The organism is Streptomyces sp. NPDC051913 (assembly GCF_044593635.1).
Classification (GTDB): Bacteria; Actinomycetota; Actinomycetes; order Streptomycetales; family Streptomycetaceae; genus Streptomyces.
On the sequence record NZ_JBIUCI010000010.1, the window covers coordinates 51,989 to 77,597 of the forward strand.

Annotated in this window: 22 protein-coding genes and 1 pseudogene; 12 read left to right on the forward strand and 11 right to left on the reverse strand. The window is 71.4% G+C overall.

What is annotated here, in order from left to right; genetic code table 11:
* The first annotated feature begins 1 nt into the window (after position 1).
* Both ACIHIX_RS28400 and ACIHIX_RS28405 read left to right on the forward strand, forming a co-directional pair.
* Positions 2-1,723 (forward strand): amidohydrolase family protein, encoded by a 1,722-nt coding sequence (locus ACIHIX_RS28400; protein WP_399960955.1) that lies wholly within the window; start codon positions 2-4, stop codon positions 1,721-1,723.
* Complete coding sequence (locus ACIHIX_RS28405; RefSeq protein WP_399960957.1) at positions 1,720-3,177, forward strand: aldehyde dehydrogenase family protein; 1,458 nt, start codon at positions 1,720-1,722, stop codon at positions 3,175-3,177. The genes ACIHIX_RS28400 and ACIHIX_RS28405 overlap by 4 nt, the downstream gene beginning before the upstream one ends.
* A gap of 18 nt (positions 3,178-3,195) precedes the next feature.
* Here ACIHIX_RS28405 and ACIHIX_RS28410 read toward each other — a convergent pair whose 3' ends face one another.
* Together ACIHIX_RS28410 and ACIHIX_RS28415 are read right to left on the reverse strand one after the other, a co-directional pair.
* The gene (locus tag ACIHIX_RS28410) at positions 3,196-3,834 is read right to left on the reverse strand and encodes an SDR family NAD(P)-dependent oxidoreductase (RefSeq protein ID WP_399960959.1); all 639 of its coding nucleotides are present in this window, start codon (positions 3,832-3,834) and stop codon (positions 3,196-3,198) included.
* 111 nt (positions 3,835-3,945) lie between these two features.
* On the reverse strand, positions 3,946-4,524 hold the full coding sequence (locus ACIHIX_RS28415; RefSeq protein ID WP_399960961.1) for a TetR/AcrR family transcriptional regulator: 579 nt from the start codon (positions 4,522-4,524) through the stop codon (positions 3,946-3,948).
* A 99-nt stretch (positions 4,525-4,623) separates the two neighbouring features.
* On the opposite strand from ACIHIX_RS28415, the gene ACIHIX_RS28420 reads away from it, so the two are divergent.
* Positions 4,624-5,070, forward strand: coding sequence for an anthrone oxygenase family protein (locus tag ACIHIX_RS28420; protein ID WP_399960963.1), 447 nt, complete (start codon positions 4,624-4,626; stop codon positions 5,068-5,070).
* 29 nt (positions 5,071-5,099) lie between these two features.
* On the opposite strand, the gene ACIHIX_RS28425 is transcribed toward ACIHIX_RS28420, so the two are convergent.
* A complete protein-coding gene (locus ACIHIX_RS28425; protein WP_399960965.1) occupies positions 5,100-5,492 on the reverse strand; it encodes a nitroreductase/quinone reductase family protein in 393 nt (130 codons plus the stop codon).
* Between the two features lie 37 nt (positions 5,493-5,529).
* Here ACIHIX_RS28425 and ACIHIX_RS28430 point away from each other — a divergent pair, with 37 nt between their 5' ends.
* Positions 5,530-6,360: an endonuclease/exonuclease/phosphatase family protein gene (locus tag ACIHIX_RS28430; RefSeq protein WP_399961452.1), complete on the forward strand. Its 831-nt coding sequence runs from the start codon at positions 5,530-5,532 to the stop codon at positions 6,358-6,360.
* Between the two features lie 32 nt (positions 6,361-6,392).
* Here ACIHIX_RS28430 and ACIHIX_RS28435 read toward each other — a convergent pair whose 3' ends face one another.
* Positions 6,393-7,256: a hypothetical protein gene (locus ACIHIX_RS28435; protein WP_399960967.1), complete on the reverse strand. Its 864-nt coding sequence runs from the start codon at positions 7,254-7,256 to the stop codon at positions 6,393-6,395.
* Positions 7,257-7,319: 63 nt separating this feature from the next.
* Entirely contained in the window at positions 7,320-8,822 is a 1,503-nt protein-coding gene (locus tag ACIHIX_RS28440) for a CehA/McbA family metallohydrolase (protein ID WP_399960969.1), read from the reverse strand.
* A gap of 132 nt (positions 8,823-8,954) precedes the next feature.
* Here ACIHIX_RS28440 and ACIHIX_RS28445 point away from each other — a divergent pair, with 132 nt between their 5' ends.
* The 4 genes from ACIHIX_RS28445 to ACIHIX_RS28460 all read left to right on the forward strand — a co-directional run bounded on the left by ACIHIX_RS28445 (position 8,955) and on the right by ACIHIX_RS28460 (position 13,701).
* Entirely contained in the window at positions 8,955-9,800 is an 846-nt protein-coding gene (locus ACIHIX_RS28445; RefSeq protein ID WP_399960971.1) for an LLM class F420-dependent oxidoreductase, read from the forward strand.
* Between the two features lie 99 nt (positions 9,801-9,899).
* Positions 9,900-12,482, forward strand: a complete 2,583-nt coding sequence (locus ACIHIX_RS28450) for a bifunctional FO biosynthesis protein CofGH (protein WP_399960973.1) — start codon at positions 9,900-9,902, stop codon at positions 12,480-12,482.
* Positions 12,483-12,562: 80 nt separating this feature from the next.
* The gene (locus ACIHIX_RS28455) at positions 12,563-13,117 is read left to right on the forward strand and encodes a hypothetical protein (protein ID WP_399960974.1); all 555 of its coding nucleotides are present in this window, start codon (positions 12,563-12,565) and stop codon (positions 13,115-13,117) included.
* Between the two features lie 47 nt (positions 13,118-13,164).
* The gene (locus tag ACIHIX_RS28460) at positions 13,165-13,701 is read left to right on the forward strand and encodes a hypothetical protein (RefSeq protein ID WP_399960976.1); all 537 of its coding nucleotides are present in this window, start codon (positions 13,165-13,167) and stop codon (positions 13,699-13,701) included.
* A 1-nt stretch (position 13,702) separates the two neighbouring features.
* On the opposite strand, the gene ACIHIX_RS28465 is transcribed toward ACIHIX_RS28460, so the two are convergent.
* The gene (locus ACIHIX_RS28465; protein ID WP_399960977.1) at positions 13,703-14,203 is read right to left on the reverse strand and encodes a DUF2165 domain-containing protein; all 501 of its coding nucleotides are present in this window, start codon (positions 14,201-14,203) and stop codon (positions 13,703-13,705) included.
* A gap of 183 nt (positions 14,204-14,386) precedes the next feature.
* Between ACIHIX_RS28465 and ACIHIX_RS28470 the strand changes: the two genes are divergently transcribed.
* Positions 14,387-17,563 carry a tetratricopeptide repeat protein gene (locus ACIHIX_RS28470; protein ID WP_399960979.1) on the forward strand — a complete coding sequence of 1,059 codons (3,177 nt, stop codon included), beginning with the start codon at positions 14,387-14,389 and terminating at the stop codon, positions 17,561-17,563.
* A 128-nt stretch (positions 17,564-17,691) separates the two neighbouring features.
* The gene (locus tag ACIHIX_RS28475; protein WP_399960981.1) at positions 17,692-18,807 is read left to right on the forward strand and encodes an ADP-ribosylglycohydrolase family protein; all 1,116 of its coding nucleotides are present in this window, start codon (positions 17,692-17,694) and stop codon (positions 18,805-18,807) included.
* A gap of 14 nt (positions 18,808-18,821) precedes the next feature.
* Here the strand turns inward: ACIHIX_RS28475 and ACIHIX_RS28480 are convergent, their stop codons facing one another.
* Both ACIHIX_RS28480 and ACIHIX_RS28485 read right to left on the reverse strand, forming a co-directional pair.
* Positions 18,822-20,387, reverse strand: coding sequence for a sodium:solute symporter family protein (locus ACIHIX_RS28480; RefSeq protein WP_399960983.1), 1,566 nt, complete (start codon positions 20,385-20,387; stop codon positions 18,822-18,824).
* Between the two features lie 126 nt (positions 20,388-20,513).
* Positions 20,514-21,302: an SDR family oxidoreductase gene (locus ACIHIX_RS28485; protein WP_399960985.1), complete on the reverse strand. Its 789-nt coding sequence runs from the start codon at positions 21,300-21,302 to the stop codon at positions 20,514-20,516.
* An 88-nt stretch (positions 21,303-21,390) separates the two neighbouring features.
* Between ACIHIX_RS28485 and ACIHIX_RS28490 the strand changes: the two genes are divergently transcribed.
* Positions 21,391-22,230: a hypothetical protein gene (locus ACIHIX_RS28490; protein ID WP_399960986.1), complete on the forward strand. Its 840-nt coding sequence runs from the start codon at positions 21,391-21,393 to the stop codon at positions 22,228-22,230.
* A 127-nt stretch (positions 22,231-22,357) separates the two neighbouring features.
* On the opposite strand, the gene ACIHIX_RS28495 is transcribed toward ACIHIX_RS28490, so the two are convergent.
* The 3 genes from ACIHIX_RS28495 to ACIHIX_RS28505 form a co-directional block, all read right to left on the reverse strand.
* A complete protein-coding gene (locus ACIHIX_RS28495; protein WP_399960988.1) occupies positions 22,358-22,549 on the reverse strand; it encodes a DUF397 domain-containing protein in 192 nt (63 codons plus the stop codon).
* A gap of 217 nt (positions 22,550-22,766) precedes the next feature.
* The gene (locus tag ACIHIX_RS28500) at positions 22,767-23,636 is read right to left on the reverse strand and encodes a helix-turn-helix domain-containing protein (protein ID WP_399960990.1); all 870 of its coding nucleotides are present in this window, start codon (positions 23,634-23,636) and stop codon (positions 22,767-22,769) included.
* Between the two features lie 338 nt (positions 23,637-23,974).
* On the reverse strand, positions 23,975-24,733 hold the full coding sequence (locus ACIHIX_RS28505; protein WP_399960992.1) for a GPP34 family phosphoprotein: 759 nt from the start codon (positions 24,731-24,733) through the stop codon (positions 23,975-23,977).
* Between the two features lie 226 nt (positions 24,734-24,959).
* Here ACIHIX_RS28505 and ACIHIX_RS28510 point away from each other — a divergent pair.
* A pseudogene (locus ACIHIX_RS28510) lies at positions 24,960-25,609 on the forward strand (D-alanyl-D-alanine carboxypeptidase); the annotation flags it as partial.

The window sequence follows — 25,609 nt, forward strand, 5'->3', positions numbered from 1 at the left end:
CATGCTCGACCACCTCATCAAAGGGGCGACCGTCGTCGACGGTACCGGTGCGCCGGCGGTCACCGCCGACGTCGGTGTCCGTGACGGTCGTATCGCCGTCGTCGGCACCGTCGAGGAAGAAGCCCGTACCAGCGAGGACGCTCGCGGCCTCGTCCTCGCCCCCGGGTTCGTCGACCCGCACACGCACTACGACGCCCAGCTCTTCTGGGACCCGTACGCCACCCCCTCTCTCAACCACGGCGTCACGACCGTCGCCGCCGGGAACTGTGGGTTCACGCTGGCCCCGCTCAGGCCCGGGGACGCCGACTACACGCGGCGGATGATGTCCAAGGTCGAGGGCATGTCGTTGGTCGCTCTGGAGGAGGGGGCGCCCTGGAGCTGGCAGTCGTTCGGGGAGTACCTCGACGCGCTGGAGGGGCGGATCACCGTCAACGCCGGTTTCATGGTGGGGCATTGTGCGCTGCGGCGGTACGTCATGGGAGCGGACGCCATCGGTGGGCAGCCGACGGACGAGCAACTCGACGCCATGCTGCGGGTCTTCCACGAGGCCATGGACGCCGGCGCCTGGGGTCTGTCCACCACCCAGTCGAGCACGCACTCGGACGGCGACGGAAAGCCCGTCGCCTCCCGGCACGCGCTGCCCGCCGAACTCGTCGCCCTCGCCAAGGCCGTCGGCGAGCACGAGGGCACCCAGATCGAGGCCATCGTCGCCGGGTGCCTCGACCAGTTCAGCGACGCCGAGATCGAGCTGTTCGTGGAGATGAGCGCGAGCGCCGGACGGCCACTCAACTGGAACGTGCTCACCATCGACGCCACCGTCCCCGAGCGCGTCCCACGGCAGCTGTTCGCGAGCGAGCAGGCGCGCAAGGCGGGCGGCCGGATCGTGGCCCTCACCATGCCGATCCTCACGCCGATGAACATGTCGCTGGGCACCTTCTGCGCCCTCAACCTCATCCCCGGCTGGGGCCCGGTCCTCGGCCTGCCCGTCCCCGAGCGGATCGAGCGACTCCGCGACCCGGACGTACGGGCCGGGATGCTGGAGCGCGCCCGGTCCAAGGAGGCGGGCGTCTTCCGGCGGCTGGCCGACTTCGGGCGGTACGTCATCGGCGACACGTACAGCGAGGCGAACCGCGGGCTCAGCGGACGGGTGGTCCGGGACATCGCGGCCGAGCGGGGGCAGGACCCCTTCCACTGCCTGGTCGAGATCTGTGCCGCGGACGAGCTGCGTACGGTCCTGTGGCCCATGCCCACCGACAACGACCCCGCCTCCTGGGCGCTGCGCGCCGAGACCTGGCAGCACGAGGACGTCCTGCTCGGCGGCTCGGACGCGGGGGCGCATCTGGACCGGATGTGCGGGGCGCCGTACACGACCCGGTTCCTCGGCGACTGTCTGCGGGGGCGGAAGCTCGCGACGCTGGAGCAGGCCGTCAAGATGCTCACCGATGATCCCGCCCAGCTCTTCGGGCTCAGGGAACGCGGCCGGATCGAGGAGGGCTTCCATGCGGACCTCGTGCTCTTCGACCCGGAGCGGATCGCCGCGGGCACGGCCACCCTGGTGCACGACCTGCCGGGTGACAGTCCTCGGCTGGACTCCAAGGCGCTCGGGATCCGGGCCGTGTGGGTCAACGGGGTCGAGGCGATCCGCGACGACGTGGTGAGCGGGGCCGTGCCCGGGAAGGTGCTGCGGTCCGGGCGGGACACCCGGACGGTGAGCACCCGGTGAGCGGGCGTTCCGGAGAGCGGCTGTTCATCGGGGGCGAGTGGACCGAGCCGGAGGGCGGCCACTACGCGGTCGTCGACCCGGCGACCGAGGAGCCCGTCGGGTGGGCGCCGGAGGCCTCGCGGGATCAGGTGCACGCGGCGTGCGCCGCGGCCCGCGAGGCCTTCGGGCCGTGGTCGCGTACGTCCGCCGAGGAGCGGGCGGGGATCCTGGGCCGGGCGGCCGACGTCATCGCCGACCGCTTCGGCCCGTATGCCGAACTCGCCCAGGCGGAGACCGGCGCGACCACCGGCACCGCGCGGGCCATGCAGGTCGGGGTGGGCGTGGCCCGCTTCCGCCGGTACGCGCGCGTGGAGAGCGCCGAGTGGGCGATCCCGCCGCAGATCAACGAGGCCGGGCCGATGGGGCGGGCCGGGGTGATGGGCGCGCTGGCCGTCCGCCAGCCCGTCGGGGTGGTCACCTGCATCACCTCGTACAACAACCCGTGGGCCAACCCGGCCGGCAAGATCGCCCCCGCCCTGGCGATGGGCAACACGGTCGTGGTGAAACCGGCCCCGCAGGACCCCCTGTCGGTCTACCGGATGGCGCAGGCGCTGGAGGCGGCCGGGGTGCCGAGGGGCGTGGTCAACGTGGTGAGTGGCCGCTCGGTGGAGGTCGGGGAGGCGGCCGTGGACTCCCCGGACGTCGACATGGTCAGCTTCACCGGCTCCACTGCGGTCGGGCAGCGCATCGCCGAGGTGTGCGGGCGCGGGATGAAACGGCAGCTGATGGAGCTGGGCGGGAAGGGCGCGGCGGTCGTCCTCGACGACGCGGACGTCGGATCGGCGGTGGCCGGTATCGGCACCACCTTCTCCTTCTACAGCGGCCAGATCTGCACCGCACCGACGCGGGTGCTGGCCCAACGGGGCGTGTACGAACGCCTGGTCGCGGGGTTGGCGGAGTACGCGGGGCGACTGAAGGTGGGCGATCCGCGCGACCCGGCCACGGTCGTGGGCCCGGTCATCTCGGCGGCACACCGCGAACGGGTCGAGTCCTACGTGGAGTTGGGCCGTAAGGAGGGCGCGACGGTGGTGGTGGGCGGCGAACGTCCGTCCTGCGAGCGGGGTTTCTACGTCGCCCCCACCCTCCTCGCGGACTGCGCGAACTCGATGCGCGTGGCCCGCGAGGAGATCTTCGGCCCCGTCGTCACCGTCATCCCCTTCGACGACGAGGAGGAGGGCATCGCCCTCGCCAACGACTCCGACTACGGCCTCATCGACTACGTCTGGTCCGGTGACGTCGCCCGCGCCTTCCGCGTGGCCCGGCGACTGCGGGCGGGCGGGGTCGGCGTGAACACGGTCGGGCGGAACATGGAGGCGCCGTTCGGGGGGTTCAAGAGGAGCGGGGTCGGACGGGACGTGGGGTCGTACGCGCTGCACGCGTACAGCGAGGTGCAGGCGATCGTGTGGCCGGGGTGAGGCCCGGCCGGGCCATGTCTAGATGAGTACCTCGCGCTCCCATTCCGCGCGCGGTTGGGTGTGCAGGCGCCAGTAGTGGTCGGCGATCTCGTCGGGATCCCAGGCGGTGCCCGGCGCGACCGGCCCGCTCACGGTGATGGTGGCGACGTGCACCCCGGCCGGCCCGTACCGCCGGTCGAGCAGATCGACGAGGGAGCGTACGCCCGCCTTCCCCAGGGACAGGCTGACGTACTCCGGCTTCGGCTCGGGCATCCCTCCGGTGACGACGAAGGTCCCCCGGCCGCGCTCGGCCATCCCCGGCGCGGTGTGCGCGGCGGCGGTGAGGGCGCCGAGGACGTTGACGGCGTAGGTGTCGAGGTGGGCGCGCAGGGGGAGTTCACCGACGGCGTCCGGGCGGATGACGGCCGCGTTGTACACGACGACGTCCGGGGCGCCGAGATCGGCGGCGGCGGTGTCGAGGGCGGTGCGCAGAGCCGTCTCGTCGCCGCTGTCGGCGATGAGCGGAAGGGCCCGTACGCCGTCCAGGCGCTCGACCGCGGCGGCCACGGTCTCCTTGCTCCGGGCGATGAGCGCGAGATCGAACCCTTCCCGCGCGAACCGCCGGGCCACCGCGAGCCCGATCCCCGGTCCCGCCCCGATGACCACCGCTGACGTCATGAAAAGCCTCCTCGTCCGGGCCGGTGCGCAGCTGCCTGCGAAGGTCAACTCCGGCCGAGGGACGGCTTGTTCCCGCACGGGGAGCCGGGCCCTCGGCTCCCGGGGCCGCCGTCAGAGCACGGCGAGCCGGTCGACCAGCAACTCCACCCGCCGCTCGGTGTCCTTCGGTGGCAGCCTTCGCGTGCGGGTCAGGGTCGCGATCCCGTGCAGGGACGCCCAGAACAGCTCGGTGAACAGCCCCGGTTCCACGCCGTCCCCGGCGACCCCGGCGAGGGTCTCCCACAGCGCGGCGAAGGCGTCCTTCAGCGGCTCGGGGGTGTCCTCCTGCGCGTACGCCAGGCCGCCGTCGAGCTGGAACAGGGCGTCGTAGACCGCCGGGTTGCGCTCGGCGAAGTCGAGGTAGCCGCGGGTGAGGGCGGTGACCTCGGCGCGCGGACCGTCCGCGGCGGCGGTCGCGGCCCGCAGCGCGCCGGCCATCTCGGTGGCGCCCTGGAGGGCGACGGCGCCGATGATCTCCCGTTTGCCGCGGAAGTGGCTGTAGAGGACGGGCTGGCTGTACTCGATGCGCTCGGCGAGACGGCGGGTGGTGACCGCGTCCCAGCCCTGCTGCTCGGCGAGTTCGCGGGCCGTCGCCACGATGAGGCGCTCCCGCTCCGCCCGTTCGCGCTGCTTGCGTTCCTGTACCGACATAACTGGATCCTAGCACCGCTAGACAATCGAGCGGCAGTAGGTCTAGCGTTGCATCAACAGCTAGCAACGCTAGATTCCAGTTTTCAGCAGGGGGTCGTCATGCTCAGCACGCTCGAGGTCGTCACGGTCGTGGTCGTCGGCGTGATGGTGGGGGTGGAGTTCGCCGTCGCCTTCGTCATGAACCCGATACTCAACGCCCTTCCGGAGGACAGCGGCCAGCAGGGCCACGCCCACGGCGGCCGGATGCTCGGCGCGGTGATGCCGGTCTGGTACATCGGCTCGCTCGCCCTCGTCGCGGTGTGGGCCGTCGCCGGCCGGCACCACGACGGCACCGGTCTCGTCGTCACCGCCGGCGCGCTGCTGATGCTCAGCGTGGTGATGTCGATCCTGCTGCTGGTCCCGATCAACAACCGGAACAAGACGTGGACCGCCGAGAACCGCCCCGCCGACTGGAAGCAGCAGCTGAACCGCTGGCTGCGCTGGCACTACGTCCGCGTCGCCGTCATCGTCACGGCCTTCGCCCTGCTGGTCACCGCCCTCACCTGAGCCACGCCCGAAGCCTCGCGGAGAGAAGGTCAGTCGGTCAGATCCACCCGCACCGTCAACAACCCCGCCCCCATGGCCCGTACCCCCACACTGTTCACCCGGGGCAGAGCGCGCAGTCGGGCGACCGGATCGTCGTCGGGGAGCAGATGGGCGACACCGGTGTGCCAGCGTCCGCGCAGCCGGACCCGCACCCGCGGATCGGCCTTGATGTTGCGGACGTACTGCGACCGCTCCCCGAACTCCGAGACCAGCCAGAAGGAATCACCGACCCGCCGCCCGCCGAGCGGGGTCCGGCGGGGCAGCCCGGAGGTGCGGCCGGTGGTCTCCAGGAGGGTCTGGGTCGGCAGCCGGCGCATGACGGCGTTGAGCCTGCGCTGAAAGGCGGAGACGGCTCGATACTTGCGTTCGTTGTGGCGGGGCATAGTCACCAAGTCTGCTGGAGGGGCTGGTGGGGTGACCGTGCGGGTCGTGACATGGAACCTGTGGTGGCGTTTCGGCCCGTGGGCCGAGCGGCAGAAGGCGATTCTCGCCGTCCTGCGCGACCTGCGCCCGGACGTGGTCGGCCTGCAGGAGGTCTGGTCGGACCGCCGCACCGGCGAGAACCTCGCGAAATGGCTGGCCGCCGAACTGGACCTGCACTGCGCCTGGGCGGCGTCCCCCGCTCCCGAACGCTGGCAGCGCCGCATATCCGACGACTCCGTGGACATCGGCACCGCGGTACTGAGCCGCTGGCCGGTGACGGACCGGGCAGTCCTGCGCCTGCCCGCCCCACCGGACCTGGACGACGGCCGCCTCGCCCTCTGCGCCCGCCTGTCCGCCCCGGGAGGACAGGTCCCCTTCTTCACCACCCACCTCACCTCCCCCCTCCACGCCTCGGCGATCCGCTGCCAACAGGTCACGGCCCTGGCCGAGTTCGTGGCCGCGCACCGCCACGACACTCCCTACCCACCCATCGTCACCGGCGACTTCAACGCCTGGCCCGACTCCGACGAGATCCGCCTCTTCGGCGGCACCCGCACCTCCCCGGTCGTCCCCGGCCAGGTGTTCTTCGACGCCTGGGAGTACGCCGCCCAGGGCACCGCGGGCGCGACCTGGACCCCGGACAACCCCTACGTCCACCCCGGCCTCGGCCCGGGCGTCCGCGTCGACTACATCCACGTAGGGGGCCCGGCGGGCCCGAACGGCGAGGGCACGGTAAGGGGGGTGAGGCGGGCCGGGCACGGGCCGGTGGACGGGGTGTGGCCGTCGGATCACGCGGCGGTCGTGGCGGACCTGCAAGGCGGGGAGTAGGGCGGCGGGAGGAACGGGGCGGCGCGCATCCGTCACTGTGTGAAGAGCGACGCCGGGTGGCGAGGGTCCGCGGCGCAGACGTACAGGCCCGCGTGCCCGCCCCGCCCGACCGTCATCCCCGTCGGCTCACGCGCCGCCCGGCCCGCTGCGGTCCGCGGGTCCAAGTGCCGTTCCTCCAGCGGGCGGAAGCGGTCACCGGCGTCCATGTCGTACTCGTAGGTGTCCAGTTGGAGGAACAGCTCCAGCGGCGCCCCGCACTCTCCGCAGTCCAGCGCTCCCGGCAGGTCCGTCACGCCCCAGCGCATGCTGCCGCCGAGCTTGCAGCCGGGGACCGTCGAGACGTCGTCGTCCAGTCCCCGCTCCTCCAGCCAGGCCTCGTGGCGGCCCGCGAGGCCCGGTGGGAGTTCCTCGTGCCAGGGGTACTCCGTCAGCCGCTCGGGGTGCAGTACGCACGGCCTCGGGACCATGTCCTCGTCCTCACCGGGGTCAGGCCGCTCGCTGAGCGGACGCGTCACGTCGTCCGCCCGGCGCCAGACGAGCACGCACGCCTGCCCCCACCCCTGCGGATGCGGCTGGTCGTGCCAGTCCGTGCACCACAGCACCTGCACCAGGTCCGTACCGTCCGGGAAGCGGATCTCCGGGAAGTCCGCCGCCGTCAGCTGGGCCACCGCGACCAGCGGGTACGGGCCCAACTGCCGTCCGTTCACGTCCCGGTGCGCCCCGCACGACGGCCACGCCTCGGCGGCCGGCCACCACAGCGGGCCGCCGAGGTGGCTGTCGCGGGGGCCGGGCGCGCCCCGGCGCGGGTGCAGCCGTACCGTCGGACGGGCGTACGGCGCCAGCTCCGGGACGTCACGCGCCGGGTCGTGGGAGGCGGGGCCGGTGGTGAGGATCATGCCGGCGACCCTAAGTCCTCCTCGCCCAGGGCTCCCTCTGCCTCCTCATCCGCTTTCCTCTCCTCACCTGCCCAGGAAGATCGGGTTGGTGAGCGCCGCCAACGCTCCCGGCAGCGGGCCGGCCGCCGTCTCGTGCCGTACCTCGGCCCGGACGTACGCCGCGTAGGCCGGAGTGGTCCGCCACTCCACCACCCCGGAGCCGGTCACCGGCAGGGCAGCGCTGGTGAACAGCACCCCCTGGTCGGTGACGAACCGGACGGTGCAGCGCGCTGCGCCCGTCACCGCGAGCCGGACGGTCACCGGGGTGTCCGAGGCCGCCTTCAACCGGCCGCCGATTCCCGCGTGTTCGCCCTTGCCGCCGGCCGCCGTGAAGTCCAGCGAGATCCGAGAGGACTCGGCGATGTACGACCGCCCCGCCCGGATGCCCTCCTGGATCGCCTCCCGGGTGAGGTCGTCGGCCAGCACCACCGTCTGCGGTGAGCCCACCACGTCCGGGTCCCGGTGCGCGTCGCTGCTCCCCATCGCGGGAAGCCACGCACGCCCCTCCCGGGTGGCCGCGACCAGCACGCTGTCCCAGTCCGCCAGCGCCACCTCGTCGTCGGGCGTGTAGGGCCCGTTCCAGACCTCCACCGCGTCCGCCTCACCGAAGCCGAACCGCCACCCGCACCCCACGCAGGTGGCATGCGGATGGGCCGGTACGACCAGACCCCCCGCCCTGCGGACACGGCGGGCGAAACGGCCGAAGCGGTTGTCGCGGGCTCGGTAGCGCCAGTCGACGAAGGTGCCGGGGTCCGTGCCGAGGGCGACCACATGGCCGTTCCTCGTCGTGATCTCCTCACCCAGCATCACCAGCAGGTCGTCACCCGCCACGTCCGCCCAATGGGGGTGCCCGGAATGGGTGTTGTGCTCGGAGGTGTTGATGAAGTCCAGCCCCGCGGCACGGGCCAGCGCCCCGATCTCGGCGGGGGTACGGCGGCCGTCGGAGTGCCAGGAGTGGAGATGGCAGTCACCTCGGTACCAGGCCCGGCCCCGCCCCTTGGCGCGCGACGGCGGATAGACGGGCTCGACGACCTCACCCGGCTCGCCGTACGTCAGCGTGACCGTGATCTCGTACGACAGCCCCTGCGGCGCCACCGTGTACGGGCCCAGCGCGATCGACCAGGTGCCTTCGCGCACCGGCCCCGGGATGTACCCCGGAGTCGCCTCGTCGGCCCGGATGAAGAACTCCGTCCTGGCCCCTCCCGACCAGCCCCGGAAGCCCTCGCCGCCCAGCTCGGTGCCCCGTTCGTCGAAGATGCCGATGTCGAGGGCGTTGCCCGCGGTGCCCACCGGGACGGCCGGGCGGTCGTAGGCGTAGGCGACCTTGATCTCCCGTACGCCGGACGGGACCTCGACCGGCACGTACACGAAATCGGGGGACCCGGTCGGCAGCGTGCCCCGGATCGTCCGCGTCTCTTCCTCGCCGTCCGCCGCTGAAGCGAAGGTCACGCTTCCCAACGTAAGTGCGGCGGCGGCTCCCGTCACGACGAGTGTGCGTCTTCTGATGTGGTGCTCGTCATCACACATGCGTTCCACTCTCGGGTAGGAGAGTGAACTCCCGTGGAAGAAAAGGGAATCAGAGGCGGCCGACGATGCGCGTCCCCTGATGCCGACCAGTCGGTATCGACATCTCGCATCCGGCGCGGTACAGATGCGGTCATGCGTATCTCCGCCACGATCTTCCTCACCGACGAGACCATCACCCCGACCCGGCTCGCGCGTGAGCTGGAGCAGCGGGGCTTCGCCGGTCTCTACCTCCCCGAGCACACCCACATCCCGGTCGAGCGGACCACCCCGTACCCGGCGGGCGGCGACCTCCCGCCCGAGTACGGCCGCACCCTCGACCCCTTCGTCGCCCTCGGCCAGGCGGCGGCCGTCACCGAGAACCTGGGCCTCGGCACCGGCATCACGCTCGTCGCCCAGCACGACCCGATCGACCTCGCGAAGCAGATCGCGACGGTCGACCATCTGTCCGGCGGCCGCCTCACCCTCGGCCTCGGCTTCGGCTGGAACGTGGAAGAGGCGGCGGACCACGGTGTCGAGTGGCGTACGAGGCGGGAACTGGTGCGGGACAGGATGCGACTGATGCAGGCTCTGTGGGCGGCTGAACCGACGCCGTACGAGGGTGAGTTCGGCAGCGTCAGGGCCTCGCACGCCTATCCCAAGCCCGCACGGAAACCACGCGGCCCGGTCCTCGGCCCCCGCACCCTCATCGGCGGCGCCGCCGGCCCGAAGCTCTTCACCCACATCTGCGAGTACGCCGACGGCTGGATGCCGATCGGGGGGCGAGGGCTGTCGGAGACGCTGCCCGTACTGAGGGCGTCATGGGCTGACGCGGGCCGCGAGCCAAGCGGGTTGCAGGTGGTCCCGTACGCGGTCTTCCCGTCGCCCGGCAAGCTCGCGCACTACGCGGAGCTCGGCATCGAGGAGGTGGTGGTGCAGCTGCCCCCGGCGGGGGCGACGGAGGTACTGCGGACGCTGGATGAATACGCCCAGTACCTGTAACCCCTCAGGGGCGCGGGGAACTGCGCGACCAGCCCCCCCACACCCGCACCCGGCAGATCACCACACCACCCCTGATCACCTCGAACGTATGCTCAAACAATGACGACTTCCGCCACCGGAACCGGCCCCACCGAAAACTCCCTGCGCCGCGCCCTCAAACGCGCCCGCACCGGCGTGGCCCTCGACGTCACCGAAGCCGCGGTCCTCCTCCAGGCCCGCGGCGAGGCCCTGGACGACCTCACCGCGACCGCGGCCCGCATCCGCGACGCCGGTCTGGAGGCCGCGGGCCGCCCCGGCGTGATCACGTACTCGAAGAGCGTCTTCATCCCCCTCACCCGGCTGTGCCGGGACAAATGCCACTACTGCACCTTCGTCACCGTCCCCGGCAAGCTCCGCCGCGCCGGCCACGGGATGTTCATGTCCCCGGACGAGGTGCTGGACGTCGCCCGCAAGGGCGCGGCGCTCGGTTGCAAGGAAGCTCTCATCACCCTCGGCGACAAGCCCGAGGACCGCTGGCCGGAGGCGCGCGAGTGGCTCGACGCGCACGGCTACGACGACACGATCGCGTACGTCCGCGCGATCTCGATCCGCATCCTGGAGGAGACGGGCCTGCTGCCCCATCTCAACCCCGGGGTGATGTCCTGGACGGACTTCCAGCGCCTCAAGCCGGTCGCGCCCAGCATGGGCATGATGCTGGAGACCACGGCCACCCGCCTGTGGTCCGAGCCCGGCGGTCCCCACCACGGCTCCCCGGACAAGGAGCCCGCCGTACGCCTGCGCGTGCTGGAGGACGCGGGCCGCTCCTCCGTCCCCTTCACGTCCGGGATTCTGATCGGGATCGGTGAGACGTACGAGGAGAGGGCCGAGTCGCTGTTCGCGCTGCGCCGCGTCGCCCGCTCCTACCACGGTGTCCAGGAGCTGATCATCCAGAACTTCCGCGCCAAGCCGGACACCGCGATGCGCGGTATGCCGGACGCGGAGCTGGACGAACTGGTGGCGGCCGTGGCGGTGGCCCGCCTGGTCATGGGCCCGGCCGGGAACATCCAGGCCCCGCCCAACCTCGTGGACAGCGAGTACGAGCGTCTGATCGCCGCCGGTGTCGACGACTGGGGCGGGGTGTCCCCGCTCACCATCGACCACGTCAACCCGGAACGCCCGTGGCCGCAGATCGAGGAACTGGCGGCGAAGTCCGCGGCGGCCGGCTTCGAACTCCGCGAACGCCTCTGCGTCTACCCGGAGTTCGTCCAGCGCGGCGAGCCCTGGCTCGACCCCCGGCTGCTGCCGCACGTGCGGGCGCTGGCGGACACGGAGACCGGCCTCGCGCGCGAGGACGCGGTCGTCGAGGGGCACCCCTGGCAGGAGCCGGAGGAGGTCTTCGTCCCCTCCGGCCGCACCGATCTGCACACCACCATCGACACCGAGGGCCGTACGGCCGACCGCCGCGACGACTTCGACGTGGTCTACGGCGACTGGGGCGCCCTGCGGGAGGCGGCGGCGCCCGGGATGGTGCCGGAGCGCATCGACACGGACGTACGCCAGGCGCTGGCGACGGCGGCCGACGACCCGACCAGGCTCACGGACGCCGAGGCCCTCGCGCTCCTGCACGCGGACGGCCCGGCGCTGGACGCCCTCACCCGCATCGCGGACGACGTCCGCAGGGCGGCGGTCGGCGACGACGTGACGTACATCGTCACCCGGAACATCAACTTCACCAACGTCTGCTACACCGGCTGCCGCTTCTGCGCGTTCGCCCAGCGCCGCACCGACGCCGACGCCTACACCCTCTCCCTGGACCAGGTCGCCGACCGCGCCCAGCAGGCGTGGGAGGTCGGCGCGGTCGAGGTCTGCATGCAGGGCGGCATCCACCCCGACCTGCCGGGAACCGCCTACTTCGACATCGCCAAGGCGGTGAAGGAGCGCGTCCCCGGCATGCATGTGCACGCCTTCTCGCCGATGGAGGTCGTGAACGGCGCGACCCGCACCGGCCTGTCCATCCGCGAGTGGCTGACGGCGGCGAAGGAGGCGGGCCTGGACTCGATCCCCGGCACCGCCGCCGAGATCCTCGACGACGAGGTCCGCTGGGTCCTGACCAAGGGCAAACTGCCGACGGCGACCTGGATCGAGGTGATCACGACGGCCCACGAGGTGGGCATCCCGTCGACCTCGACCATGATGTACGGCCATGTCGACCAGCCCCGCCACTGGCTCGGCCACCTGCGCACCCTGGCCCGCATCCAGCAGCAGACGGGCGGCATCACCGAGTTCGTGACGCTCCCCTTCATCCACACCAACGCCCCGGTGTACCTCGCGGGCATCGCCCGTCCCGGCCCCTCCATGCGGGACAACAGGGCGGTGACGGCGATGGCCAGGCTGCTCCTGCACCCGCACATCCCCCACATCCAGACGAGCTGGGTGAAGCTCGGCACGGAGGGCGCGGCGGAGATGCTGCGCTCGGGCGCGAACGATCTGGGCGGCACCCTGATGGAGGAGACGATCTCGCGCATGGCGGGCTCGTCGTACGGCTCCTACAAGTCGGTGAAGGACCTGATCGCGGTCGCCGAGGCGGCCGGGCGGCCGGCGAAACCCCGTACGACCCTCTACGGCGAGGTCCCGGAGGAGCGGCAGAAGGCGGCGGAGGTGTCCGACGGGCATCTGCCGGAGCTGCTGCCGGTGCTGGACTGAGAGAAAGAGTGCGAGGGCACGGCAGTACGATGATCCGACCCTGTTGGTGAGCTGATCGGTGAGCTGAGGAGATACGTGCCGTGCCTGCCTCGAAGGTCTGGGTGACCGGTCTGACGGTGGGAGCGATAGCCGTGGTCGCCGCTCTCGCCGTCCAAGCGGACCAGGGCGCGAAGCCCGAGGCCACGGCCACCCGCCCGACCGCCTCGGCGTCCGCGCGGCCCTCGGCCGGGCCGACGAAGCCGGCGGCGACCGCGGTGCCGGAGGATTCGGGCACCGGGCGCCGGATCGTCTACTCGCTCGCCGCGAAGCGGGTGTGGCTGGTCGACGCGAGCGACGCGGCCCGCCGCACCTTCGCGGTGTGGCCCGGGACGGTCTCCCCGGACCCGGGCGACTACACGGTCGGGACCCGCTCCGGGGACCCGATCACCGGCTCCGACGGCGTCGAGATCGAGCACGTCGTCTACTTCGCCGCGAAGTCCGGCCGCAACATCGCCTTCTCCAACGCCGTCGACGGCTCCTCACCGCCCCCGGCCGCGGCCGGCACCCAGACCGGCGGTATCCGCATGAAGAAGGCGGACGGGTCGGCGCTGTGGACGTTCGGCGAGACCGGCACGGCGGTGGTCGTGGTCAAGTAGCCGCGCATGGCGTGCACTTGACCCGTCCGGCTCCGTACGGTGACCGGATGGACAGCTCTGTCGTCTTCAACATCGTCACCACGGCCATCGCGGTCGTCGCCGTGGTGACCTCCGTCGTCTTCAGCGCCCGGCAGGCCCGGACCGCGAAGCACGCCAACCACATATCCGTGATGGTCGACCTGCTCGCGGAGTTCCGGTCGGTGGAGTTCCACGGGCACCACGACTACGTCACGCTGCGGCTGGGGGCCGAGAACGACCCGGCGGCCGGGGTGCGCGGGCTGCCCGACGAGGCCAGGACCTCCTTCTACAGCGTCGTGTACTACTACCAGTCCTTCGCCAACCTGGCGGTCTTCGGACTGCTCGACGAAACCCTGCTGGTCACGGTCCTGCGGACCCGGATTCTCTCGGTGTGGGAGGCGATCCGGCCGTTCGTGGCCCGCGAGCGGGAACTGCGCGGGCCGGGCGGCGGAAACTATCTGTCGAGCTTCGAGGAACTGGCGAGGCTGGCGGCACAACTGCCGCCGGATCACGTCCGCGAGCGGATCGCCGAGATCCGGCGCAGACGCGAGCGCGGACTGACCTGACTCAGGCGTCCCGCGCCGCGGCAGGCAGCTGTACGACGATCAGCGCCACCCCGCTCAGCACGAACACCCGCAGCGCCGCGTCGAGCCCGTTCCAGTCCGCCGACTGCCACATCGAGAACCACTCCCCGCCGATCGCCATGAACCCGGCGCCGAAGAGCAGCAGCACCATGAGCAGTCCGTACGTCGTAAAGCGCCGGGCGCGCGGATCGTCGCGCCGGGCGTAGAGCCAGGTGCCGAAGACCAGTACCAGCGCGGCCACCGTCTCCCAGACGATGATCGCGACGTACGCCGCGTCCTGAAGTCCCTTGCTGGTGACGGCCCGCCACATCAGGTCGTCGTCCTTGAAGGTCGTGTCCATCGCGAGGACATGCCGCACGAACTGCTGGTTCGTCCCGAAGTCCGTGATGTTCCCGAAGGCCACGAGGGCCATGTACAGGGCGACGGTCGCGGTGAGGAGGGTGCTGGTGAGGTGGAGTGCGCTGCGTGGGGGTGTGGTGGCCATGGCGATCATTTTTCCCTGCGGGGGTGAAGTCGCGCCGTACGCATTGAGCCAGAATGAAGGGGAGTCGCCACGACGAGGGACGGACGAGGGGACGTACGGGGGATGGCGCAGCCGTCTGGACGTGAGCCGGATGAGGGTGGATTTGTCGGCCGGGAAGCTGAACGGGCCCTGTTCCTGAGGAACTTGGACCTGTCACCGGACGACCCGGACCGCCGCCGCCGCTTCCATGTGCGCGGCGACTCCGGTGTCGGAAAGACCTTCCTGGTCGAGGAGTTGAAGCGGCTCGCCCGGGACAACGGAGCGCTCACCGCGTACGTCGACGAGGACACCGGAAGCGTGCCGGACGCGCTGGAGGTGATCTGCCGTCAGTTCGCGGTGCAGGGACGGAGACTGAAACCGCTGGAGCGCCGGCTGGCCGTGTACCGGGAGCGGCGGCGCGAGGCGGAGGCGGCGATGCGCGCGCAGGAGCCGGAACCCGCGTCCGCCGGGAGCCGGGCCGCCGTCCAACTGGGCATGGGCGCGCTGGAGACCGCCGTACCGGGGTCCGCTCTGCTGACCCGGGCGCTGCCCGCCGATCTGATCGCGCAGGGCGCCGACCGGCTGCGGGCCGGTCTCAGCGCCCGCTTCCGCAACGCCGAGGACATCGACCTCGTCCTGCACCCGGAGGCCGCGCTCACCCCGGTCCTGCTGCGTGAACTGCGCGCCGCCGCCTCCGCCGTACCGGGGATCGTCCTGTTCTTCGACACCTACGAGCGCACCGGGCCGTACCTGGACCCGTGGCTGGACGGTCTGTTCCGGAAGGGCGACGAGCACGGTGGTCTGCCGGACACGGCCGTCGTCGTCACCGCAGGGCAACTGCCTCTGCCGGCCGGCCACGGGCACGGTGCCGTGGAGCTGCCGCTGACCCCCTTCACCGACGCAGAGACGCGTCAGCTCCTCGCCGGGAAAGGGGTGGTGGCCGAACCCGTGGTCGCCGAGGTGCTGCGGGTGACCGGAGGGCTGCCCGTCCTCGTGTCGACCCTCGCCGAGAAGCGGCCCGACGGACCCGAGCAGGTCGAGGACCCCAGCGCCGACGCCGTGCAGCGGTTCCTGCGGGCCGAGCCCGAGGTCCGCCATGACGTCGCCCGCGTCTGCGCACTGCCGCGCTGGCTGGACGGCGACGTCTTCCGGGTCCTGGTCGGCCTCCCCGACGGTGAACTCGACGCCCAGTACCGGTGGTTGCGGGCACTGCCCTTCGTGGGGGAGCGCGGCGGACGCGTCCGGTACCACGACGTCGTACGGGAGCCGATGCTGCGGCAGGAGCGGCTGCACTATCCGCAGCGGTGGCGGGAGCGGCACCGGCGGCTTGCGGCGGCGTTCGCCGAGTGGCGCGAGGACGTGGCGGACGGACGGGACGGCGACGTCCTCTGGGCGGACGAGGAGTGGCGCGCCCTGCGCCTGGAGGAGACGTACCACCGGCTCTGCGCCCGCCCCGCCGCCGCCCTCGCCGACGCGCTGCGGCTGTTCGTCGAGGCCTGCCGCGAGGACGAGGCCGAGGGGCGCCGCTGGGCCCGCATGCTCCAGGACGCGGGCGACGTCATGGACCACGCCCAGGCGGCCGACTGGGGACGGGAGTTGGGTGAGGCGCTCGACACCGAGGCCGGTCCGGCCCGTGCGCTGGACCTGCTCCTGACCCGGCCGGGCCTGGACCCGCGCGGCCGGGCGGCGGCGCACGCGCTGCGGGGCCGAGACTGGCGTCACGAGGGGGAGTACGGGCGGGCCCTGGAGGAGTACGACCGGGCGATCGAGCTGGACCCCGCGACAGTCCTCGCCCACTACGGCCGAGGCCTCACCCTCCAGCTCATGGACGACCACCCGGCCGCCCTGACGGCCTTCGACCGCGCCGACGCCCTGTCCCCCGACACCGGCTGGATCATCGCCGAGCGCGCCGAGACCTACCGCCTGGCGGCCCGCTACGACGAGGCCCTCGCCGACTTCGACCGCGCCCTCGCCCTCGACCCGACCGACGCGGGCGCCCTCACCGGGCGGGCGGTGTGCCGGCACGTCCTCGGCCGGTACGACGAGGCCCTCGCCGACTTCAACCGCTCCCTCGCCATCGACGACGACCTCTGGACCCTGGTCCGCCGGGCCCGACTGCGCCGCAGCAGAGGGGAGGTGACGGAAGCCTTCGCCGACTTCGACCTCGCCGTCACCCGGGCCCCCGACGCGGCCTGGGTCGCCTCGGAGCGGGGCGACTCCTACCGTCTCGCCGGCCGTCACGAGGACGCGGTGACCGAGCTGGGCCGCGCGGTCGCCCTGGACCCCGACCACGCCTCGGCCTGGGCGAGCCGGGGCGCGGCGCTGGGCGAACTCGGCCGGGCGGAGGAGGCCGAGGCGGATCTCGACCGTGCGATCGCGCTGCGGCCCGGTTACGCCTGGGCGTTGGTCATGCGGTCCCGGGCGAAGTACGTGAACGGCGACGAGGCGGGTCACTTCGCCGACCTGGAGGCGGCCGTGGCGGCGGCCCCGGACGCGATGTGGATCCGCCGCGAACTCGGCTCGGAGTACCTGGACGCGGGCCGCCACGACGAGGCGACCGCCGCGCTGCGCCGCTGCCTGGAGCAGGAACCCGAGGACGCCAGCTCCTGGGCGATCCTGGGCGCGGTCCACCGCGCCCGCGCCGACCACACGGAGGCCGTCCGGCACCTGGACCGGGCCCTCGCCCTGTCCCCCGACTACGGCTGGGCGTACGGTCAGCGCGCCCGCGTGGGCCTCGCCACGGGCCGCACGGATCAGGCCCTGGCGGACCTCGACCGCTGTGTGTCCCTGGAGACGGAACCCAACTGGGCCCGGCGTACATCCGTCGAGCTGCTGATGCTGTGCGAGCGCTGGGCCGAAGCCGAGGCCCGCCTCACCGATGACCTGGACGACCTGGCCGGCGAATTCCACCGCCACGCGGGTCGCTGGGCCGAGGCCCGCCGTGTCGCCGAACGTCTCCGCGAGGGCGACGAGCCGCTCGCGGGCACGTTCGAGCTGGCGCTGACCGTGAGCCGGTCGGAGGGCCTGTCGGCAGCGGCCTCGCTCTGGCAGGACCTGGCCCGTGTGGCACGGGAGGACACCACCCTGACCCCCTTGGAACGGGCCCAGGCCCACTGCTTCACGGGCTGCGCCCTCACCGACCGCCCCACCGCCGAACAGGGCCTCGCGGAGGTACTGGCCCTGAACCCCGACTGGCTGGAGCTGGCGGCCCTGGCGTCGATCCTCAGGGAACTGCAAGCGAGCCCGGGCGCGGACGCCGCCCTGATCACCGACTGTCTGGAGGGGGCGCGTCATACGGAGTGGGCGTTGAGGGATGCCTCGCCTGGTACGGGCGATACCTGACCACCCAAGCCCAATAACGACCACTCCGGGCACACCCCGCATACCGTTACGCGCCCTGAACCGACCGTTCCCGGTCGATTACAGTGCTGAGCTGTCGTATGCGCGGACGGTCGTCACGGGAGGTCTTGGTGGGTGTGACAGCCGGGGCCGTCTGGGGCCGCGTCGAGCAGCAGGACTTCCGGAGCCGGGTGCGGGGCACGCTGCTCGGGGCCGCCGTCGGGGACGCGCTGGGGGCACCGGTGGACGGGCTCTCGCTGGAGGAGATCCGGGAGGCGTACGGGGCTGAGGGGATCGTCGATCTCGTCCCCGGGTACGGGCGGCGCGGGGCCGTCTCCCATCTCACCCAGCTGACACTGTTCTCCGTGGACGGGCTCATACGTGCCCAGGTCCGCCGTGACACCGGCGCCTGGCATCCGCCCACCGATCTGCACCGCGCCTATCTGCGGTGGGCCGCCACCCAGCGGGACTGGGGGCCCGACGAGCGGCGCAAGGACGACGGGTGGCTGGCGAGGGAGGAGTGGCTGTACGCGCGCCGGGATCCCGCGCGCTCACTCCTCATCGGGTTCGGCGACGAGAACATGGGCACCCTCGACACCCCCAAGAACCCCGGTGAGGCCGGGGCCGAGGCCGCCGCCCGGTCCGCGCCCTTCGGGCTGCTCGTCGGGTGGGAGCCGCAGCTCGTCGTGCAGCTCGCCGTGGAGTGCGCGGCACAGACCCACGGGCACCCCGTCGGCTACCTCGCGGCGGGCGCGTACGCCGCGATCGTCCACGGGCTGGCCCGCGGCGAGAGCCTGGACGCGGCCGTCCAGCAGACCCTCGCCCTCATCGCCGCCCGGCCAGGACACCAGCCCGTCTCGGACGCCTTGCAGCACGCGCTGGGCGCCGTACGGCAGGGGATGCCGACGCCCGCGAGGGTCGGGGAGCTCATCGGGGCCGGCACCGCCGAGGGGCTGCTCGCCGGCGCCGTCTACTGCGCGCTCGTCAGCGAGGACGTACGGCACGGGCTCTGCCTGGCCGTCAACCACGACGGGCCCGCCGCCGCGGCCGGCGCCCTCACCGGCGGCCTCCTCGGCGCCCTGCACGGCGAAACGGCCCTCCCCCCGGCCTGGCTGGCCGAGCTGGAGGGCCGTCCCACGCTGCTGGAGCTGGCCGACGACTTCGCGATGGAGATGACCCAGGGGCCCGCGCTGCACGGTCCGGCAGGGTCGTCGCCGGGGTGGCTGGCCCGGTATCCGCGGGGCTAGCCGCCGGACAGGCCCTAGTCCTTCACCGGCATACGGTCCGCGGGGCCCGCCGGGGTCGGGATCGCCGCCGCCGTCGCGCCATCCCCGTCCGTGTTGATCTTCTCGATGATCGCCAGCCGCTCCGGGGTGTCCTCCGGCTTGAGGAAGCCGATCAGGATGTAGAGGACCAGGGAGACCGCGAGCGGGATCGAGACCTGGTACTGGAGCGGGACTCCGCCGTCCACGTTCCAGTTGATCGGGTAGTTCACCAGCCAGAAGGCCAGCAGACCCATCGACCAGCTGGTGAGCGCCGCCGTGGGGCCCGAGCGGCGGAACGGGCGGAGCAGGCCCAGCATCATCGGGATGGCCATCGGGCCCATCAGACCGGCGACCCACTTGATGACGACGGTGATGATGTCCTTGAAGGTGGGGGAGTTGACCTGCGTCGCCGCCGCCATGGACAGGCCGAGGAAGACGACCGTGGTGATGCGGGCGACCCGCAGACCCTGCCCCTCCGTCCAGGTGCGGGCGCGGCGCCAGACCACCGGCGCGCAGTCACGGGTGAAGACGGCCGCGATCGCGTTGGCGTCGGAGGAGCACATCGCCATCGTGTGGGAGAAGAAGCCGACGATGACCAGGCCCAACAGGCCGTGGGGCAGGAGCTGTTCGGTCATCAGACCGTAGGCGTCCGAACCGTCCGGCTTCTGCGACTGCACCAGCAGCGGGGACAGCCACATCGGGATGAAGAGGACCACCGGCCAGACCAGCCACAGCGCCGCCGACAGCCGCGCCGACCGCTCCGCCTCGTACGCGCTCGCCGTGGCCATGTAGCGCTGGGCCTGGTTGAGCATGCCGCCGTTGTACTCGAAGAGCTTGATGAAGAGGAAGGCGAGGAGGAAGACCGTGCCGTAGGGGCCCACCAGCGGTTCGCCGTGGCCCTTCAGCTGCGGCTCGTCCCAGGCGCCCCAGAAGCCGATGCCCTTGTCGTTCAGCTCCAGGACCACGGCGATCAGCATGGCCACACCGGCCAGCAACTGGATGATGAACTGGCCGAGTTCGGTCAGCGCGTCCGCCCACAGACCGCCGATCGTGCAGTAGACGGCGGTGATGCAGCCGGTGATGAGGATGCCCTGGTTCAGGGAGATGCCCGTGAAGACCGACAACAGGGTCGCGATCGCCGCCCACTTCGCGCCCACGTCCACGATCTTCAGCAGCATGCCGGACCAGGCCAGCGCCTGCTGGGTCTTGAGGTCGTAGCGGTTCTTCAGGTACTCCAGCGGGGAGGCCACATGGAGCCTGGAGCGCAGCCGGTTGATGCGCGGCGCGAAGAGTTTCGAGCCGATCGCGATGCCGAGAGCGATGGGGAAGGACCAGGTGACGAAGGAGGTGACGCCGTAGGTGTACGCGATGCCCGCGTAGCCCGTGAACATCACCGCGCTGTAGCCCGACATGTGGTGCGAGATGCCGGAGAGCCACCAGGGCATCTTGCCGCCGGCGGTGAAGAAGTCGCTGACGTTGTCCACGCGCTTGTGCGACCAGACGCCGATGGCCACCATCACGCCGAAATAGCCGATGAGCACGGTCCAGTCGAGACCGTTCATGTGCGCCCTCCCAGGGTCGACCCGGCGCTCATCGTGGGCGCTCCCGCGTGAACACGACAAGCAGGCGTAAGGTCAAGGGGAGGTAAATTCATTCGAGATGATGGCCTGCGTTCACCTACATGAACATCACCGCATCAGCTCCCCGGCGTTGACCAGCAAGGACTGTCCCGTGATGGATCGTGCCCGGTCCGACGCCAGGAACACCGCCGCATCCGCCACATCCCCGTCCGTCGCGAGATCGGGCAGCGCCATCCGGTCCGTCAGCCGTTTGAGCACGTCGGCCTCCTCCGCCCCCTCCGTGTGCGCGGTGAACTGGACGTACGCCTGCACCGGCGGCCCCCACATCCAGCCCGGCAGCACCGTGTTCACCCGGATCCGGTACGGCCCGAGCTCCCGCGCCAGCGAGTACATCGCGCTCGTCAGCGCCCCCTTCGAGGCCGCGTACGCCGCCTGACGCACCTGCGAGGGCGCCGCCACCGAGGACTGCGTCCCGATGAACACCACCGAGCCTCCGCAGCCCTTCAGTGCCGGCAGGCACGCCCGGGTCATCCGCAGCGACCCCAGCAGGTTCACGTCGATCACCGACTGCCAGGTGGTGAAGTCGGCGTCCTCGATCCCGCCGAAGTAGCTGTCCCAGGCGGCCACATGGACCACCGCGTCGATCCGCCCGAACCGCTCCACCGCCAACTCCGCCAGCGCCGCGCACTGCCGCTCGTCGGTGATGTCCGTCGCCCGGTACGCGGTGTGCGCCCCGTCCGGGTCGATGTCGGACGCGGACTTCGCCAGGTTCGCCTCCGTACGCGCCCCGAGCACGGCGTTCCCGCCGTCCCGGACGACGGCCGCGGCGACCTGATGACCGAGACCGGCCCCGACGCCCGACACCACGACGGTCTTCCCTGAGAGCAGTGATGACATCGATGACCCTCCGGCGGCTCGACTCCGACTCTGGCGCATTATCTGACGGGGCGTCAGAGTAAGGGCGACCGGAGGAAAGGGGAACCGCATGAGCGACGACACCCGCAGCGAGACGTACGCCGAGCTGGCCGCCGTAGGACCGTACGGAGTCCACCCGGGCCACGCCCTGATCACCATGGTCGAACCGCATCCGGGCCATGAGTACGCGTACAACCGCTGGTACGAGGACGACCACTACTACGCCGGCGCGATGGCGATGCCCTGGATGTACGCCGGGCGCCGCTGGGTCGCCACCCGGGACCTCCAACTCCTGCGCTACCCCGAGAAGTCGGCGGTCGCCCAGCCGGTCACCGCCGGGTGCTACCTCTCGACGTACTGGATCACGGACGGCCGCTACGCCGACCACATGAAGTGGACCGTCGGGATCAACAAGCGCCTCAACCGGGACGGCCGGGTCTACCAGGACCGCACCCATGTCTTCACCGCGTTCCAGGACCACGAGGCGACCGTGTACCGGGACGGGGCGGCGGGCCCCCGCGACTTCCACGCCCTCGACCACCCCTACGCGGGCCTGGTGATGGAGGTCGTCGACGCCGAGTCGGCCGAGCAGCGGGCGGAGTTGCTGGAGTGGCTGCGCTCCCGTCACCTGCCGAAGCGCGTCGCCGGGTCACCGGTGGCGATGGTGACCGTCTTCCGGCCGACGCCCCTGCCGGGCGACCGTATGACGTACGTGAAGCAGGTCGAGGGCGTCGACACCCGGCTGACCCTGCTGTGGTTCCTGGAGGCCGATCCGCGGGAGTGCTGGGAGGCGTACTTCACGGGCCTGGACGGGCCGGTGGCGGAGGCGGGCCTGGGGCGGGTCGAACTGGTCGCGCCGTTCGTCCCGACGGTGCCCGGGACGGACACGTACGTGGACAGGCTGCGCTGAAGCCCGGGTCAGGGCACAAGCCGAGCCCCCTCGGCAAGGACGGCGAGCTGGACGAGAGGGCTCTTCAGTGGTGCTTGTGCAGTTGAGTAGTACTGATGGGTCACTGCTGTTTGATCACTCGGTCGTCCTACGCCTTGACCGAGCCGACGAAAGCGGTCCACGCGTCCGCGGGGAAAGCCAGGGTGGGGCCGTCCGTGACCTTCGAGTCCCGGACGGCCATCGCCGCGAGGACGGGGGACTTGATCTCGACGCACGCGCCATTGCCCTGGGAGTAGGAGGACTTGACCCACTCGCCCGTGACGCCCTGCTTGATTGCCATGTTCGCTCCGATAGCCAGTTGCTGAGTTGCTGTCACCGTGCGGTGCGTTTGTCTCCGTCTGCACGACACGGTTTGCGCCAACGTTGTTGCCTCGATGGCGTGATCGACGCTACTCGCCAACATCGGAGTGCGGGGAAGGTATTCACCCGGCCGAGTGGCATATTCCAGTGGGGTCTTCCATCACGGCCGGACTTAGGTGTACCTTTCGGCGCCCGCCTTACAGAGCGGCCTCGCGTGCGTAGTCCTTCGCGATGTTCGAGATGAATTCCCGGCTTTGGTCCGCGTTCAGGGCCTGTGCCCGCAAATGCTCATACATCACGCTGTACTTCTGCACGTCCTGCGCCTTCTCCAGATACAGGTCGCTGGTCACGCCCTCGATGTAGACCACGCTGGAGTCGGCGGCGTCCGGGAACTCCAGGATCGCGTACTGCCCGCTGACCCCCGGGTGCGCGCCCATCGTGAACGGGATCAACTGCACGGTGACATGCGGCAGCTGGGACATCTCGATCAGATGCTCCAACTGCTCGATCATCACCTGCCGGTTCCCGACCTCCCGGCGCAGCGTCGCCTCGTCGAGCACCGCCCACAGCCGCAGCGGGTTGTCGGTGGCAGAGATACGTTCCTGTCGGCGCAGGCGCACCTGCACGCGCTTGTCGATGTCGGTCGGCGTCGCCTCGGGCAGCGCGCCGGAGATGAGGGACTCGGCGTACGTACGGGTCTGCAACAGCCCCGGGACGACCTGGGGGTCGTACACCCGCAGACTCGCCGCGTCCGTCTCCAGCCCGATGTAGACGCTGTAGGGAATGTCGCCGAAGGAGTGCCACCAGCCCTGCTGGCGGCTGTCCTTGGCCATTTGCATGAGCGAGTCGACGATCCGGTGGTCCTCGACCTCGTACACCCCGCACAGATCGCGGACGTCGCGCTGGCTGATGCTGCGCCGCCCGTTCTCCAGACGGCTGATCTTCGACTGCGACACCAGCAGCCGTTCGGCGACCTCTTCGGCGGTCATGCCCTTGAGCTCGCGGAGCCGGCGCAGCTCCTGGCCCAGCCGGCGCCGCCTGACGGTGGGGTTGACATTGGTCGCCACGAGAACGTGCACCTCCGGCTGCGTGCCTTCGAAAATTGCCACTTTGCGTATCTGCTGTTGAGCAGACTGCCACCAAGGTGCTTTCTACCGCTGGGAAACCGTGGATATGCGCTGCGCAGGCGCCGGTTCGCGGTGAACGGCGGTGAACGGCGATGACCGGTGGGCCGTTGAGAGTGCGTGAGGGCAAAAAAAGCGCGCGGGACGGCGGGACCGTGGTGTCGTCCGGACACACGGTCCCGCCGCCCCGCGCGGACCAGCGGCTCCCGATACCGGGTTTCGGATACGCCGGAGTTGCGTGGTGCGGCTCGGTTCCCGCGGCGGTGTCGTGGAACTGCGGCTCAGTGGGCCACGACACGCGCCATGGAACCGTGGCGCGGTTGCACCGGAACACCGCGAGCGGGTTCCGCTGCTGCCCTGCCACCGGCCGCGGCCGGACGGCCGGGCGCAGGGGCGGGGCTACGGCGTGGCTGCGCCGCCACACCGTTCTGGACGTCCATCACGGCGTGCGCGACGAGACCGCCCATGGGGTCGTGCCTGATCAGATCCCGCAGCCGGGATCGAGAGGAACGCCCCTCGTTGCCCGGGTACAGGTGCTTGCCGAGGCCGACCGCGTGGGCCAGGGCGGCCAGCGCCGCGGTCCGCGGGTCCGGCGGGACGCCGGTGCGGATCGCCGAGTCCAGCCGGGACCTGATCTCCCGGCTGATGGCGTTGTCCGTCGCCTGATAGCGAGTCGTCGGCAACACCCCGCACATCTGACCGGCGACGGCATGCACCATGCCGCACCGCTCGAGATGCGAGAGGTAGGTCTGGCGCAGCCCCAGGCGGGGTCCGCCAATCCAGTTCACCGCCCGCACGGGAGCGCCACGCCTTCGCAGCAACTCCAACGCGCAGTCCAATGTCGGATCTCCAGTCGGCCGTGGTACGACCACGGCGATACGATCCCCGTCTGGGGCTATCCGTCCGGCCAGCGCCAGCTCCACTAGCTGTGCTCCGGCCAGACCGAGGTCGAGCGACTGCGGCTGTGCGGTGGTACCCGTGGTCGGGTCCAACGCCAGCAGCAGAAGCTCCTCCGGAAGTGTTCTGCGGCTCCTGCCCATCCATGCCTCCCCGCGTGGATGAATGACAGGGTGACCCCTCTCACATTGGTCTGTCGAGGGTGCGTGACCTGTTTGTAGTGGAACCGGTAGGTATGTCGTTCTCGTCTACCGCAGGAGCCAAGCCCTCACACAGGACACTGGTACATGGTTCGGACAGTGCGGTGGACCGTGGCCCTGGGCAGGCGATCGGATACAGGTTCACGGATTCACGGTTTAGGAGGCATCGGTGGCGGGCGAGTCCCCCGACAGGTCGAAGCAGCGCGAGTCGTCGGCAGAACCGACGTCGGGGAGCGCGGGTCCGGTTCCCGAGGCGAGGACCGAGGTCCGCGATCCGCGGCTCGCGGTGGCCCGGGACACCGCCGAGAGCGCCGATGCCGGTACGGAGCCCCGCGGCGGCGTGGACACGGCGACACGCGTGTTCTCGGTACGGGACGTGGCGAAGGCGAGGGAGTCGGCGGCCCGGGCGGAAACCGGCGAGGGCGGAGCCGCTGAGGCCGCTGAGGCTGCCGGGGATGCCGGTACGCCGGAGGGCTCGGAGGCCCAGGATCCCGCCACGGAGACGCCGGCGACGCAGGCTTCCGAGGCCGAGGGCACTGGACCGGACACGGGCGGCGACGCGCGTCTGCGGGCCGCGGTGGCGGCATGGGTCCGCTCGGGCGACGGCACGCCGTCCGGGGCCGAGGACGCGCCCGCGACGGCTGACGGCGACGCTGAGGCCACCGGCGCCGGTGAGCGGGCGGCGGACGGGCCCGACGGAGCCGCGAAGGCCGACGAGGCGGAAGACGCCGCCGAGCCCCGTGACGCGGGCCCTGGCGCAGAGCCGGCCGACAAGCCGACGCCCACCGGCACGGACCCGTCCGACGCGCCTCGTGCCGC

What these genes read in the sequence shown, in the direction of transcription:
- ACIHIX_RS28400 (WP_399960955.1), top strand. Translation starts at nt 2, where the DNA reads ATGCTCGACCACCTCATCAAAGGGGCGACCGTCGTCGACGGTACCGGT.
- ACIHIX_RS28410 (WP_399960959.1), bottom strand. Translation starts at nt 3,834, where the DNA reads ATGACGTCAGCGGTGGTCATCGGGGCGGGACCGGGGATCGGGCTCGCG.
- ACIHIX_RS28415 (WP_399960961.1), bottom strand. Translation starts at nt 4,524, where the DNA reads ATGTCGGTACAGGAACGCAAGCAGCGCGAACGGGCGGAGCGGGAGCGC.
- ACIHIX_RS28420 (WP_399960963.1), top strand. Translation starts at nt 4,624, where the DNA reads ATGCTCAGCACGCTCGAGGTCGTCACGGTCGTGGTCGTCGGCGTGATG.
- ACIHIX_RS28425 (WP_399960965.1), bottom strand. Translation starts at nt 5,492, where the DNA reads ATGCCCCGCCACAACGAACGCAAGTATCGAGCCGTCTCCGCCTTTCAG.
- ACIHIX_RS28435 (WP_399960967.1), bottom strand. Translation starts at nt 7,256, where the DNA reads ATGATCCTCACCACCGGCCCCGCCTCCCACGACCCGGCGCGTGACGTC.
- ACIHIX_RS28440 (WP_399960969.1), bottom strand. Translation starts at nt 8,822, where the DNA reads ATGTGTGATGACGAGCACCACATCAGAAGACGCACACTCGTCGTGACG.
- ACIHIX_RS28445 (WP_399960971.1), top strand. Translation starts at nt 8,955, where the DNA reads ATGCGTATCTCCGCCACGATCTTCCTCACCGACGAGACCATCACCCCG.
- ACIHIX_RS28450 (WP_399960973.1), top strand. Translation starts at nt 9,900, where the DNA reads ATGACGACTTCCGCCACCGGAACCGGCCCCACCGAAAACTCCCTGCGC.
- ACIHIX_RS28460 (WP_399960976.1), top strand. Translation starts at nt 13,165, where the DNA reads ATGGACAGCTCTGTCGTCTTCAACATCGTCACCACGGCCATCGCGGTC.
- ACIHIX_RS28465 (WP_399960977.1), bottom strand. Translation starts at nt 14,203, where the DNA reads ATGGCCACCACACCCCCACGCAGCGCACTCCACCTCACCAGCACCCTC.
- ACIHIX_RS28480 (WP_399960983.1), bottom strand. Translation starts at nt 20,387, where the DNA reads ATGAACGGTCTCGACTGGACCGTGCTCATCGGCTATTTCGGCGTGATG.
- ACIHIX_RS28485 (WP_399960985.1), bottom strand. Translation starts at nt 21,302, where the DNA reads ATGTCATCACTGCTCTCAGGGAAGACCGTCGTGGTGTCGGGCGTCGGG.
- ACIHIX_RS28490 (WP_399960986.1), top strand. Translation starts at nt 21,391, where the DNA reads ATGAGCGACGACACCCGCAGCGAGACGTACGCCGAGCTGGCCGCCGTA.
- ACIHIX_RS28495 (WP_399960988.1), bottom strand. Translation starts at nt 22,549, where the DNA reads ATGGCAATCAAGCAGGGCGTCACGGGCGAGTGGGTCAAGTCCTCCTAC.
- ACIHIX_RS28505 (WP_399960992.1), bottom strand. Translation starts at nt 24,733, where the DNA reads ATGGGCAGGAGCCGCAGAACACTTCCGGAGGAGCTTCTGCTGCTGGCG.